Annotated in this window: 9 protein-coding genes; 2 read left to right on the top strand and 7 right to left on the bottom strand. The window is 62.9% G+C overall.

All coding sequences use genetic code 11. The features are described from left to right. Nucleotides 1–74: 74 nt before the first annotated feature. From AOT96_RS05665 to AOT96_RS05635, 7 genes are all read right to left on the bottom strand, one after another. On the bottom strand, nucleotides 75–1,439 hold the full coding sequence (locus AOT96_RS05665) for an FAD-binding oxidoreductase (protein ID WP_064443721.1): 1,365 nt from the start codon (nucleotides 1,437–1,439) through the stop codon (nucleotides 75–77). A gap of 16 nt (nucleotides 1,440–1,455) precedes the next feature. Continuing rightward, nucleotides 1,456–2,529: a histidinol-phosphate transaminase gene (locus AOT96_RS05660; RefSeq protein ID WP_065351423.1), complete on the bottom strand. Its 1,074-nt coding sequence runs from the start codon at nucleotides 2,527–2,529 to the stop codon at nucleotides 1,456–1,458. Continuing rightward, nucleotides 2,526–4,094, bottom strand: coding sequence for a histidine ammonia-lyase (hutH, locus tag AOT96_RS05655; RefSeq protein ID WP_065351422.1), 1,569 nt, complete (start codon nucleotides 4,092–4,094; stop codon nucleotides 2,526–2,528). Before hutH ends, AOT96_RS05660 begins: the two co-directional genes overlap by 4 nt. Before the next feature lie 109 nt (nucleotides 4,095–4,203). Continuing rightward, nucleotides 4,204–4,995 (bottom strand): IclR family transcriptional regulator, encoded by a 792-nt coding sequence (locus AOT96_RS05650; RefSeq protein ID WP_065351421.1) that lies wholly within the window; start codon nucleotides 4,993–4,995, stop codon nucleotides 4,204–4,206. A gap of 147 nt (nucleotides 4,996–5,142) precedes the next feature. Next, nucleotides 5,143–5,805, bottom strand: a complete 663-nt coding sequence (locus AOT96_RS05645; RefSeq protein WP_003939923.1) for an IclR family transcriptional regulator — start codon at nucleotides 5,803–5,805, stop codon at nucleotides 5,143–5,145. A gap of 37 nt (nucleotides 5,806–5,842) precedes the next feature. Then, a complete protein-coding gene (locus tag AOT96_RS05640) occupies nucleotides 5,843–6,985 on the bottom strand; it encodes a CaiB/BaiF CoA transferase family protein (protein WP_047270694.1) in 1,143 nt (380 codons plus the stop codon). A gap of 11 nt (nucleotides 6,986–6,996) precedes the next feature. Next, entirely contained in the window at nucleotides 6,997–8,166 is a 1,170-nt protein-coding gene (locus AOT96_RS05635; protein ID WP_007732726.1) for an acyl-CoA dehydrogenase family protein, read from the bottom strand. A 234-nt stretch (nucleotides 8,167–8,400) separates the two neighbouring features. Between AOT96_RS05635 and AOT96_RS05630 the strand changes: the two genes are divergently transcribed. Continuing rightward, complete coding sequence (locus AOT96_RS05630) at nucleotides 8,401–13,047, top strand: NAD-glutamate dehydrogenase (RefSeq protein WP_230691707.1); 4,647 nt, start codon at nucleotides 8,401–8,403, stop codon at nucleotides 13,045–13,047. A gap of 109 nt (nucleotides 13,048–13,156) precedes the next feature. Continuing rightward, entirely contained in the window at nucleotides 13,157–13,912 is a 756-nt protein-coding gene (hutC, locus tag AOT96_RS05625; protein WP_024487384.1) for a histidine utilization repressor, read from the top strand. The last annotated feature ends 79 nt before the right edge of the window (nucleotides 13,913–13,991 follow it).

Raw genomic sequence — 13,991 nt, 5'->3', positions numbered from 1 at the left:
ATATGCCTGTATATACAGGCGTCAATACCCGGGACCCGTTTTCGCGTAAATGCTGTGTAACACCGCGCGAGAAATCAGAAACCCTTACCCGGGTTGAGGATTCCGAGCGGGTCGAAGGCAGCCTTGATCGATCGGTGCAGTTGCATGCTGTCCTCGCCGAGCTCGAGAGAGAGCCAGCGACGCTTCAGAACGCCGACGCCGTGCTCTCCGGTCAGAGTTCCGCCGAGTTCGAGAGCACGCCGGAAGACCTCGTCCGCGGCGGTCCACACGGCTTCGGGGACCGAGCCGTCGGCAGTGCGGTCGAAGACGAAGGTCGGATGGACGTTGCCGTCACCAGCATGCGCGACAGTCATGATCTTGACCATGTACTCGGCGGCCGCTCGGTCGATACTCTCGAGCATGTCGGGCAGTTTCGACCGCGGGACCCCGACGTCTTCCACGAGACATTGCCCGAGTCGTTCGGAAGCCGGATAGGCGAGTCGGCGAATCTCGAGTAGCTGTGCGGCTTCTGCCGCGTCCTGCGAGACGGCGACAAAATCGGCGCCCGCCCTCTCGAAGTGTTTCTGCATCGCCGCGGCTGCTGCGTCGGCATCGACCCCGTCGGCCTGTGCGATCAGCATCGCGGCGGTGTTGTCTTCCAACCCGATTCGTTTCCAGTCGTCGACGGCGCGCAGCGTTGCTCGATCGATCAGCTCCAGCAGGCTCGGCCCGATTCCGTCGCGAACGACCGCGGCAACCGCGTCCGCTGCGGAGCGGAGAGAATCGAAACTGCCGACGACGGTGACCGGTGCTCTCTTGGGCTTGGGCTGCAACTTCAGCGTGGCACTCGTGACGACTCCGAGTGTTCCTTCCGAACCGACAAGAAGACTGGTCAAGTCGTATCCCGCAACACCTTTGACGGTCCTTCGGCCTGTCCGCACGATCCGACCGTCGGCGAGCACAACCTCGAGACCCAGGACTGAATCGCGGGTGACGCCGTACTTCACGCAACGCAGTCCACCGGCGTTGGTGGCGATGTTTCCGCCGATCGTGGAGATCTCGAAACTGCTCGGATCAGGGGCGTACATCAGCCCGTACTCGTCTGCTGCTCGGCTGATGTCAGCGTTGATCACCCCGGCTTCCACGACAGCGAGCTGATCGTCCGGATTGACCTCGAGAATCGAGCGCATGCGAGTGGTCGAGATGACCAGGCAGCCCTCGACGGCTACCCCGCCGCCCGCCAAACCGGTTCCCGCACCGCGGGTTACCACCGGGACACGGTGAGCAGTAGCCCATTTCAGAGCCTCGGAAATGTCGGCCGCAGTTTCGGCGAGCATGACGGCTACCGGATGGCCGGGTTCGGCGAGATGGGCCTCGTCACGGCGGTACGAGTCCATTACCGCAGGGTCGGTGATCAGGCGACTCGAACCGATCGACCGAGCAAGTTCGTGGACGGACATTCTTTTCTCCAGTCGGTCAAAGGTTGTGTGCGAGTGCATCCACAGCGGCGATCACGGCGTCTTCTGCTGCCCGCTCACCTACGGTCACCCGCACTCCCTCGCCGGGGAACATCCGGACCGAGACACCCTGCGCGACGCAGGCCGCTTCGAGTGCAGAAGCTCTCTTGCCGAGAGGGATCCACACGAAGTTGGCACCGCTCGGGACCGTCTCGACGCCGCGCAGAGCCAATTGCTCACGTAGGTGAGAACGACCCGCGGTCACCGTTTCGACTATCGAATCGGTGTGTGCCGGATCGGTCAGGGCCGCGCAGGCCGCGGCCTCGGCAACGGCGCTGAGCCCGAAGGGCGGTGCAGCGCTGCGAAGATCCGCTGCGATCGCCGAGTTGGTGACGGCATAGCCGGCACGAAGTCCGGCCAATCCGTAAGCCTTGGAGAAGGTTCGGAAGACGACGATGTTGGGAAAGGCTCGAAGCAGGTCGACGCCGTCGACGTCGCTGGTCGCGAACTCCCGGTAAGCCTCGTCCAGAAGGATGAGGACGTCGCTCGGGATCGAGCGGGCGAACGAGACGAACTCCGCGGTCGAGAACTCGCTTCCGGTCGGATTGTTGGGGTTGCAGACGAGTACTGCGCGGGTCTGCGGCGTCACGGCTGCCGCCATTGCACTCAGATCATGCCGATGTTCGGAATCGAGTGCGACGGGTACACCGCTCGCCCCGGCGATTCCGATCAGTATCGGGTACGCCTCGTAGCTGCGCCACGGGTAGACGACTTCGGTGCCAGGGCCCGTGTATGCGGTCAATACCTGCTGGAGCAGTGCCAACGACCCGGCGCCGACCAGTACCTGGTCGTCGCCCACGCCCAGACGGTCGCTCAACCGGGCTATCAGTGTGTCGCCGAACAGCGACGGATACAAGTGTGAGTGTGAGGCCGCGAGATTGACGGCCTCGAGAATGGCCGCCGAGGGTGCAACAGTCGACTCGTTGCTCGACGCCCGCCACCGAACCTGCTCGAGGCCGGCGGCTTTGGAGTATCGAGGAAGCGCTTCGATTTCGGGTCGGGGGCGAGGCCTCAGCGCACCGGGCGCGCTCATGCCAGGGCGCCGATCGCGTTCTCTGCAGCCGCAACAAGTGCACCCGATGCCGCCAAGTCCACCGCGGCCTCGATCTCGGGGGACAGGAAGCGATCGGTACCCGGCCCCTGCACCTTCTCGCGCAGGGTCCGAAGGACGGCTCCGGTGGCGGGGGAGGGCTCGAGTGGGGAGCGCAAATCGATTCCTCTTGCTGCAGTCAGTATCTCGATCGCGAGAACTCGGGTGAGACCGTCGATGGACCGGCGGAGTTTGCGTGCACCCGACCATCCCATGGAGACGTGATCTTCCTGCATGGCCGAGGAGGGAATCGAATCGACACTGGCCGGGCTCGCGAGTCGCTTGAGTTCGGACACGATGGCAGCTTGTGTGTACTGCGCGATCATCAGTCCGCTGTCGACACCGGGGTCGTCGGCGAGGAAGGGGGTCAGACCGTGATTGCGTGCTACGTCGAGGAAACGGTCGGTGCGGCGTTCGCTGATCCCCGCGACATCCGCGGTCACGATGGCGAGAAAGTCCAAGACGTAGGCCACGGGAGCTCCGTGGAAGTTACCGTTCGACCGAACCCTTCCGTCGAGAGTGACGACGGGATTGTCGACAGCACTGGCCAATTCGCGCCCGGCAACCAGTCGGGCGTGATCGACGGTGTCGCGTGCGCCGCCGGCAACCTGCGGTGCGCACCGCAGTGAGTACGCGTCCTGAACTCTGGTGCAGTCAGGGCCCGCATGGCTGGCGACGATCGGGGAGTCGGCAAGCAAGCGCACCATGTTCGAGGCGGCCGCGCCCTGTCCGGGGTGGGGGCGAAGCGCCTGAAGATCGGCGGCGAACACTTGATCGGTGCCGAGCAAGCCCTCGACGCTCATAGCGGCAGCGATGTCGGCCAACTTGAGCAGATGATCGAGATCGGTGATCGCAAGGGCCAGTTGACCGAGCATCCCGTCGGTACCGTTGATCAGTGCGAGGCCTTCCTTCTCGGCCAGAACCACCGGTTCGAGACCATGGGCAGCCAATGCCGTTGCCGCATCGGTGAGTTCACCGTCGGCGGTGCGGACGGAACCTTCACCGATGATTGCCATCGCCACATGCGCCAGTGGTGCCAGATCTCCCGAGCATCCGAGGCTGCCGTATTCGTGCACCACCGGGGTGATGCCTGCGGTGAGTAGGTCGGCGTACGCCTGTGCGACTACAGGGCGCACTCCGGTTCGCCCGGTGGCGAGCGTCGACAGACGCAGAAGCATCAAGGCCCGGATCACTTCGCGTTCGACTTCCGGTCCCGAACCTGCCGCATGTGAGCGGATCAGGCTGCGCTGCAACTGTGTCCGCAGATGCGCCGGAATGTGCCGGGTGGCAAGTGCGCCGAATCCGGTGGAAACTCCGTAGACCGGTGTGGGGTCTGCGGCCAGCGCTTCGATGCGTGCACGACTTTCGGCGATCGCGGCCAGTGATTCCGCGGTCAATGCAACGCCGTATCCGTTGCGCGCGACGTCGACGACGTCGGCGATGGTGACAGAGCCGATTCCGACCTCGATGGTTCGGGTGGCTGTCTGGGTGGCAGGGGTGGCGTTCATGGGACTCCAATGATGATGCGTGGCTATCTAACAAAGTCTTGTATACGAGACTCTAGTCTTGAATATGAGACGAAAACAAGGCCCACAGAGTGCGAAACGGAGAATTTTGTTACATGTCTGCGGTCGGGGTCTCCACCATTCGATCTCCGAGATCGGCGGAGAACTCGGCGCTGACGGTGCGCACTCGGTCGGCGATCAGGGCACTCTCCTCGGCCGATTTGGAGCCGGAGAGGAAGGTGACGCCGAGAGCTGCGACCGGACGACCGTCCCGTGTGATCACGGGGCTGGCGATGCAATTGATCCCGGATGTCGTCGCATTCTCTTCGACCGCGTACCCGCTATCACGTGCTGCGGCGAGCAGTTCTCGCAGTTCGGCGAGCGTCGACGGTCCCGTTCCGGTCCGCGTCGGCCAGGTGTATCCCTCGTAGAGCGCGCTGATCTGTTCCACGTCCAGACGGCTCAGAATCGCGCGCCCGACTGCGGTGAGATGCGCCGGAAGGCGAGTCCCGATTTCGGTCACCAATCGCACGCCCGGCTTCAGTGGTTCACGTTTGTCGAGGTAGATGACGTCAGACCCCTGTAGTACCGCGAGATGAGACGTCTCATCCGTCGACTGAGTGAGTGCCAGCATGAATCGTTGGCCCTCACGGTGAAGTGGGCCGGAGCGCATGTACGACGCACCGACTTCGAACGCCGAGACACCCAGGGTCCAGGCGCGTTGATCAGCCCAGTACGAGACGAACCGTCGATCCCGCATGACATTGAGGAGGTGATGCGTCGTACTCTTCGGCAGCTCGAGGGCGCTGGAGATTTCTGCCGTCGCCAGCGGCACACCCCGGCGGGCCAGGAGATCGAGCACGTCGAGCACGCGCTCAGCAGATTTCACGCGGCTCGTCGTCATGTGGGGTGTGTCCTTACGGGTAGGGCTGAGGTGGGAGCGGGGAACCACATTGTCTCGGATACGAGACTGAATCGCCAAGTGCTCGGATACGAGACTGAATCGCCAAGTGCTCGGATACGAGACTGAATCGCCAAGCGCTCGGGGTGGTCAGGGAGTCTGGCTACCGAGTTCCGCGGACAACCGGGCGCAGTGCTCCACCAAGACACGACCGTGGCTGGCGCAGACCTCGTCCGTCAGACGGAATGTCGGGCCCACGACGCTGAGCGCTCCGGCTATCTGACCGACCGCGTTGTAGATCGGCGCGGCAACTCCGGTCGAGTGATCCTCGATGGTGTCGTGCGCAATGGCGTACCCGCTCTCGCCTACCTTGCCGCTCAACGCTGCGCCGACGGCGGTGCCGTCCAGGGGAACGCTCTGGCCCACCCACCCCATGTGGCGGATCGCGTGCGTGCCCTCGATCTGATCGAGATACAGCGCAGTGTCTTTCGGTCCCTTCGTCGACAGGTAGGTCGACTCTCTCGTGGTTTCGGCGATGGCCTTCATCGCGGGCCGCGCTCTCGGCAACAGTTGATTGTCACCGAGTGCGCGAGCCCCGATCTGTAGTAGCCGCGGGCCGACGCGATAGACGTTGTCCTCGCCGCGGACGACGAACTCGGTTTGTTCGAGGCTTCTGATCAGGCGAAGCGCGGTACTGGTTGCCAGATCGGTTGCCTTGGCGGCGTCGCCGAGCGTCAACCCGCCGTGCTCGACGATCGCACCGAGAAGTTCGAACGTGCGATTCGCGCTGCGGGTCACGTCGCCGGGGGCCATGTCCTACTCCAAGTGCCGAGGGATGTCTGCGCTGAATCTATCGCGAGCCCGGCAGTACCTCACCGTGGTGCTCGTCCAGCAGGGGACTGCGGCGGACATCGGGGCGTCGGCTATCACCGAACACGACGGGTTGTCGTACGTAGGAGATTTTTCCTGCTACCGGGTGCTCGAACGATTCGACGACTCCGCGATACTCGGCCTGCGCGGAGGTGAGTGCCTGCTGGACGTCCCAGATTTCCGAGCCGGCGAGGCCCGCGTCGCCGAGAATATCGACCACGTCGGCGACGGTCTTTCCGGCAGCCCAGTTTTCGATCTCCTTGCGCAGTGCCGGTTCGTTCTCGGTCCGGGCGGTGTCGTCGGCAAATCGAGGATCTGCGATCAGGTCGACGCGATTCATCGTCTGCGCCAGCTTCTCGAAACCCGACTGGCTCGCAACCGCGAGGACGAAGAGTCCGTCGTCGGCCTTGTAGGTGTCGAACGGTGTTGACACCGGATGACGGTTGCCGACGCGTGGGGGCGTGAGCCCGGTGGATTGCAGTTGGCTGTGTGCTGTCGGCAGCATGGCGAGCATGCTGTCGAACATCGCGACGTCAAGGTGCTGCCCGAGTCCGCTCGCCCGTGCACTCAGCAGGGCGGTACTGATTCCCCAGGCGGCGAACAGCCCGGCGACCAGGTCTCCGAACGACTCACCCAACCGTGTCGGCCCGGATTCCTCCGAACCGGTGATGCTCATGATGCCCGAAAGAGCCTGGACTACAAGGTCGTAGGCGGCGGCTCCGGACATGGGCCCGTCCTGTCCGAAACCGGAGATGGACGCGTACACGATCCGCGGATTGCGAGCCCGCGCAGCCTCGTAGTCGATTCCCAGGCGCTTGGTGACGCCGGGGCGAAAGTTTTCGACGACGACGTCGGCGGTCTCGATGAGCGTCAGCAGCGCCTCACGGTCCTCGTCGTTCTTGAGGTTGAGTGCCACCGAACGCTTGCCACGATTGAGCACGTTGAAGTAGATGCTCTCGCCGTCGCGGAACGGGCCGAGGTGCCGAGAGTCTTCACCGTGTTCGGATTCGATCTTGACGACGTCCGCACCGGCGTCGGAAAGCAGTGCGGTGCAGTAGGGTCCGGCAAGGACGCGCGAGAGGTCGATGACCCGGATGCCGTCGAGTGGGGGAAGTGCAGTCATGTCCGCGCCTTTCAGAACTCGGTGGAACGCGGCGACGGAGCATTGCCGGCAATGGTGAGCAACTGGATCTGCGAGGTGCCCTCGAAGATGCGGAGAATGCGGCAATCGCGGTACAGGCGTTCGATTTCCGATTCGCGCATGAAACCTGCGCCACCGTGGATCTGTACGGTTTGATCGACGATCGAGAAGCAGGCTTCGGTGGCGACGTACTTCGAAATCGATGCGGCGCGGCGGATGTCCTGACCGGCGTCCTTGACGTCGGCGGCCCAGTCTGCGGTGACGCGTGATGCGACAAGTTGCGCGTCGCAGCCACCGAGGAGTAGCTGGATTGCCTGGAAGTCGAAGATCGGCGTGCCGAACTGCTTTCGCTCCGTTGCGTACTCGCGTCCCAGTTCCCAAGCGCGCAGAGCGATGCCGTTTGCCATTGCCGCTACGTCGATGCGTGCTCGGTTCAGGGCGGTCAAGGCAATGTTGCCGCCGCGACCTTCGGTGCCGATCACGGAGTCGAGCGGCAGAACGACGTCGTCGAGGTAGACGGTGTACGTCGGGGCCGAACGAATTCCCATCTTGTCCTGCGGCTCCGAGTAGCTGATTCCCGGAGTTCCCTTGGGGACGACGAAGGCGGTGATGCCTCGGAATCCTGCGCTCGGGTCCGTCTTGGCGAAGAGCACGACCAGGTCGGCTTCCTTGGCGTTGGAGATGTACGTCTTCGATCCGGAGAGATGCCAGCCGTCGTCCTCGCGTCGGGCGACGGTACGCATCGAGGCGATGTCGGAGCCGGCATCGGGTTCTGTGAGTGCAAAGCCGGCCAGTAGTTCGCCCGACGCGAGCTGGGGCAACCAGCGATGCTTCTGCTCTTCGGAGCCGCCGACGAGAATCGGCTCGAGGCCCAGGTAGTGGGCGGTGTAGATCGATGCCAGCGCGGCGTCGGTGCGTGCAACTTCTTCGATGGCGACCAGTTGGGTTCGTGTCGACAGACCCAGCCCGCCGAATTCCTCGGGCACGGAAATGCCCATGAGGTCCTGCTGCCCGAGGCGCTTGACCAGCTGCGCCGGGAACTCCTTGGACTCGTCGCGTGCGGCTGCTCCTGGGTGGATCTCGGCGTTGGCGAAGGCTCGGACAGTGCTGCGGAACTCTGCGAGATCGACGCTGTCGGTGTCGGGCGCGGTCTGGGTAGTCACGGGGGCTCCTTCGAGGCGGAATAGTTACGAATTTCATCTAATGAAATCTAATTGCCACTAGTTGGCATGGACTGACTATGACCGAGGGTGGCGAATTTGTCCAGGGGTGAAGTTGTTGTGTCGCGGCTCACGTTCTGCAATGATCAACTTGTCTAAGCCTGTATAGACAAGTTGATTGCGGATCGAACCCACTACAAGTCGGAAGCAGCGTGGCTTTCGACGGAAGGTGCTGACATGAGCCTCGTTTCAGTCGACACGACACCGGACTCCGAGAATGTGAGGAGGGTGTCCAGTACGTATTTCGAGGGCTTGTCGGCGGACCGATACGCTGCGCTCGCCGAAGACCGCAAGCTGGCGATTGTCGCCGCGCACATGGACCTTTCGCGTCGACGAGGACACAACTCGTCGATCTCGCGACTCGCGCCGGCCGGGGAGTTAGGGGATAGCCCCGCGATTCAATACGTCGGCGACGACATGCCGCAGCTCGTCGAAGCGGTCTTGGCGACACTTGCCCGTGCCCGCGTGGAACCTGAATTCGTGGTGCACCCCGTGCTTCGCACAGCCGTACAACCGGCGCACAGCACCGAAGACGCCCGGGCCGGGGAGCGCACCGAATCATGGATCCACATAGGACTACCCGCACACTGTTCGGACGCGCAGGCGCAGGTGATCGCGGACGACGTCGCCGGAATCCTCGACCGTATCGCGCGTGCCTTCCGCGATTCCGTGCCCCTGCGGGACCTCGTCGACGAGGCGCGCGAGCAACTGGACTCGAACGGCTACGCCGAAGAAGCTGACTTTCTCCGGTGGTGCAGCGCCGGAAACTTCAGTGTCATCGGTGGTGCGCGAACTGTCGACAGTGACGAGCCGTACGCCATCGGCGTGCTCCCCGATCCAACCGGCTCTTCGGATTCGAAAGCGGCGCCCCTCGCGATTGCAGTGGTGTACCTCCGGCAAGGGTTCGGTGGATCCGAATACGCCACCGAGATCGACGTGTCCGTCGGCGACCGTGCGTACCGATTCGTCGGGTTCTTCACCGCGACCGGTATCGTCGCCGACGTCAGGCGAACCCCGCTCGTGCGAGGACGCGTCGCAGACATCTTCGAGGCCTCAGGATCCACCGTCGATTCGTTTGTCGGACAATCGATGCTGGCAGTGATTCAGTCGATTCCGGTCACAGTGCTCCTGGCGGCCGAGCCGGCCCGAATCGCGGACGCGCTGGACGAACTCACTTCCGTGGACGGCCGCACATCGATCCATCTGTTCTTGCAACCGGTGGGAAGTTCCCCGGCGACAGGGCGAGATCAAGAGTTGTCGGCTTTGCTCTTCGTTCCGCGCGAGAAATTCAGTACGACGATCAGAACAATGGCCGAGTCGGTACTCGCCGACGCACTCGGTGCCCACAATATCGAGTTCTCCAGTCGAGTCTCGGAATCCCCCTTGGCCGTCGTACATTTCACGGCCACAGTCGGCGGCGACGCGAACTTCGCGTCGGCGCGACAAGCACGGGAGATTCGGGACCTCGTCGTCGACGCGTGCCTGACGTGGGACGAACGATTCGTTCTGGATGCTTCGCACTACGACGAGCGGCGCAGGCGTGCTCGGTTCGCCGAGCGCGTTCCGGTGGCATACAAGCAGGATTTCGACGCTGTCCGAGCCGCCGAGGACATGGCGGTGTTCGAGGGCCTCGCGCCCGGAGAAGTAAGTCCACGGTTGGCCCGATCTGTCGACGGACCGGGTACTCACCGTCTCGGGCTGTACGTCTCGGGTGATCCGCTCTCGCTGGGCGAGGTGCTGCCCGTATTGCAGAGCCTGGGCGTCGAAGTGGTCGACGAGCGCCCGTACGAGATCGCACCGGTGGGAACCGAACAGTCCAGGATCTACGAGTTCACGCTCGACTATCCGAGTGCTCCGGTCGAAGGCTTCGACAACTTTGCCGCGCGATTCGCGGCGACGTTTGCCGCGGTTCGAAACGGTGACGCCGAGCCGGACTCGTTCAACGAATTGGTCGCGATCGCGGGACTCGGCTGGAAACAGGTAGTGGTGCTGCGGGCATACGCGGAGTTCTTGCAGCAAGCGGGATTTCCTTACAGCACCGGTCGCGTCGCCGAGGTACTTGCCGATCATCCCGAGATCGCCGGCAGATTGTGCGAATTGTTCGAGAGCCGTTTCGATCCTGACGTCGTCGACGGAGATCGAGGTGCACGTGCAGCAGCGGACGTGGAAACGGCCGTGGCGCAGGTGCAAGGACTCGACGCCGATCGGATCCTGCGCGCGTTGTCCGAACTGGTCCGTAACACGTTGCGTACCAACTATTTCGTGTATCCCACTGAATCGCTCGGCGCGCTCTCGTTGAAGTTCGATTCGGAGAAGCTGTCCGTATTGCCTTTCCCTCGACCGAAGTTCGAAATATTCGTGTACTCACCCGATGTAGCAGGTGTGCACCTTCGTTTCGGTACGGTGGCTCGCGGCGGCTTGCGCTGGTCGGATCGGAAAGAGGACTTTCGCACCGAGGTACTGGGATTGGTGAAGGCGCAGGCAGTCAAGAACGCAGTCATCGTGCCTGTCGGAGCGAAGGGCGGATTTGTCGTCAAACGCCCACCGGTTCCAGGGCTGGGCGCAGACGCAGACCGAGAAGCTGCGTTGGCGGCCGGGATCGATTGCTACCGATCCTTCATTCGCGGACTACTCGATCTGACCGACAACGTCGACAAGCAGAGCGGGGCCGTTGTCGCGGCGCGGCGGGTCGTTCGCCACGACGGAGACGACACGTATCTTGTTGTCGCCGCGGACAAGGGAACTGCGAAGTTCTCCGACATCGCGAACGAGGTTGCCGCGGAGTACGGATTCTGGCTCGGCGACGCCTTCGCGTCCGGCGGGTCGGTCGGCTACGACCACAAAGCCATGGGTATCACGGCGAAGGGCGCCTGGGAAAGTGTCAAGCGGCACTTCCGTGAGCTCGGCGTCGATACCCAGCACGATGACTTCACCGCGGTGGGGATCGGAGACATGAGTGGCGACGTCTTCGGCAACGGTATGTTGTGCAGCAGACACATTCGCCTGATCGCGGCGTTCGATCATCGGCACGTGTTCGTCGATCCGAACCCGTCGCCTGAGCGCTCGTACGACGAGCGATCACGTCTCTTTGCGCTCCCACGATCCTCGTGGGCCGACTACGACCCGACCTTGATCAGTGCCGGCGGCGGAGTGTGGGAACGCTCGGCGAAGCGCGTTCCGATCAGTGACGAGATACGAGAGGCACTGGGCCTCGAGGACGACGTCACCGAACTGACTCCACCACAACTGGTTCGGGCGATTCTGCGGTCCCCGGCAGATCTGTTGTGGAACGGCGGCATCGGAACGTACGTCAAGGCCTCCGGTGAGTCCGACCTCGAAGTCGGCGACAAGAGCAACGACGCCGTTCGGGTGAACGGCAACGAAGTGCGTGCCCGAGTGATCGGTGAAGGAGGCAATCTCGGCCTCACCCAGGCCGGACGGATCGAATACGCACGCGGCGGTGGACGGATCAACACAGACGCCCTCGACAATTCGGCCGGAGTCGATTGTTCCGACCACGAGGTGAACATCAAGATCCTTCTCGACTCTCTGATCAGCTCAGGCGTCGTCACGGACTCACGTCGTGACGCACTACTCGAATCGCTGACCGACCAGGTCGCAAAACTCGTTCTCGCAGACAACCGTTCGCAGAACGAACTGATGGGTACCACGCGGGCGGATGCGGGGGCGATGATCGGTGTGCACGGCAGAGTGATTTCCAACCTCGAATCGCGCGGGATCGTCGACCGTGTCATCGAAGGGTTTCCGACCAAGAAGCAGTTCGCCGCGGCCGAGAAGTCGGGAACGGGGCTGACGTCGCCGGAACTCGCCACACTGATGGCCCACGTCAAGCTCGATCTGAAATCCACGCTGTTGGCGGGAAGCTCGATCGACAACCAGATCTACCGCCAGGTGCTGGCGAACTATTTTCCGGAGGGCGTTCGAGTTGCAGGGGGTGACGCCCTCGACCGGCACCCACTTCGTCGCGAGATCGTCGCGACAGTGCTGACGAACAACGTCATCGATCGAGGCGGCATCACCTATGCGTATCGGCTCGGTGAAGAAGTCGGCGCTGATCCGGAAGACGCAGTACGTGCCTTCACTGTGGTCTCCGAGGTGTTCGGACTGTGGGGGTTGTGGCACGACATCAGCGAAGCCTCGATCTCGACCGCAGTGTCCGACGAGTTGATCCTGCTCACCAGGCGACTGCTCGACCGGGCGTCACGGTGGATGCTGACACGTCGTCCGCAACCGCTGGCCGTCGGGGCCGAGATCAGCAGATTCGGTGATCGCATCGCGGAGGCGTCGGCAGAGCTCGATGGCTGGCTGGTAGGCGCAGATCAGCGGAACCTGGCTGCGCGAACGGTCCTCATCACGGACAAAGGCGCGCCGGAGAACCTGGTCAGGCGAGTGGAGATATTGCTCGATCAGTTCGGACTGCTCGACGTGGTGGAGATCGCGGACCTCGCCGATCGGACGATCTCGGAGACCGGCGAACTCTATTTCCGGCTCGGTGAGCATGTTGGGCTCGTCCCGATGCTCAATCGAGTGTCGGCGTTGAGCAAGGACGGAAAATGGAACGCGTTGGCGAGGTTGTCGTTGCGGGACGAGTTGTACTCGACGGTGCGGGCCCTGACCCTCGACGTCTTGGCCGACGCGGAAGCGGGTGACACGACAGCGGAAAAACTCTCGAGGTGGGAAGAAAGGAATGCGTCGAGAATCGAGAGGTCCACTCTCGCGCTCGCAGAGATCGAGGCATCCGGGCAACACGATCTTGCTGCGCTTTCGGTTGCGACGAGCCAATTGCGGCGCATGGTGGGTTAGGTCCGGCGCGGACGCTCTCGGATGGATCGGAAAGGTGCACGAGGCGGATAGACTTCGGAGGCCGAACGGGAGAACCGACTCGGTGGTTTTCGACGAACGGGTGGTGGCGATGGCGATTGCCGAAGTGGACGCAGAACTCGCCGTGCTGTTCAACGAGGCAGGCGGCGAGTCCGCCCCTGCCTACGAACGGGTCAAGAACCTCGTGGTCTCGCAGATCAACTCGGGTCGGTGGACCGAAGGCGATCAGCTGCCTTCGGAGAATCAACTGGTCAGTGCACTGGGGTTGTCACGAATGACGATCAATCGAGCGCTTCGCGAACTCACCAGCGACGGTCTGATCGTGCGGATGATGGGGGTCGGTACTTTTGTCGCCGCCACGAAGACCGCGTCCCCGCTGTTCGAAGTCAAGAACATCGCCGACGAGATTCAGCGCCGCGGCCACCGTCATCGAACCGAGGTCGTCTTCGTTCGTGAGGAAGAAACCGACCACGGGCAGACGTTCCTTCGTGAATCGGTGGGCAAACGGGTGTTCCATTCGCTGATGGTGCACTTCGAGGACGAAACTCCGATTCAGGTGGAAGACCGATTCGTGAATCCGAACGAGGCGCCAGACTATCTGCGCCAGGACTTCACCGCGATCACCCCCAACAACTACTTGAGTGACGTTGCGCCTCTGGTTCGCGGCGAGCATGTCGTGGAAGCGGTGTTGGGTAGCCCGGACGAATGCGAGCTGTTACGCATCGATCGCGGGGAACCGTGCCTGCTGATTCGCCGCCGCACGTGGTCGGCTAACGGATTGGTCAGCGCGGCGCGCTTGATCCATCCGGGTTCACGCAATCGCTTGGAAGGAACCTTCGAGCGCTGATCGTTTCGAATGGCGAATCCTGAACACTCGCTCGTCGGATTGCACCATTTTCGGGGTCGACTTCGGTGCAATCGACCAG

The organism is Rhodococcus sp. 008 (assembly GCF_001682295.1).
GTDB lineage: Bacteria > Actinomycetota > Actinomycetes > Mycobacteriales > Mycobacteriaceae > Rhodococcus_F > Rhodococcus_F qingshengii.
The sequence above is the reverse complement of the archived record's forward strand: the minus strand, read 5'-3'. Positions and strand labels throughout refer to the sequence as shown.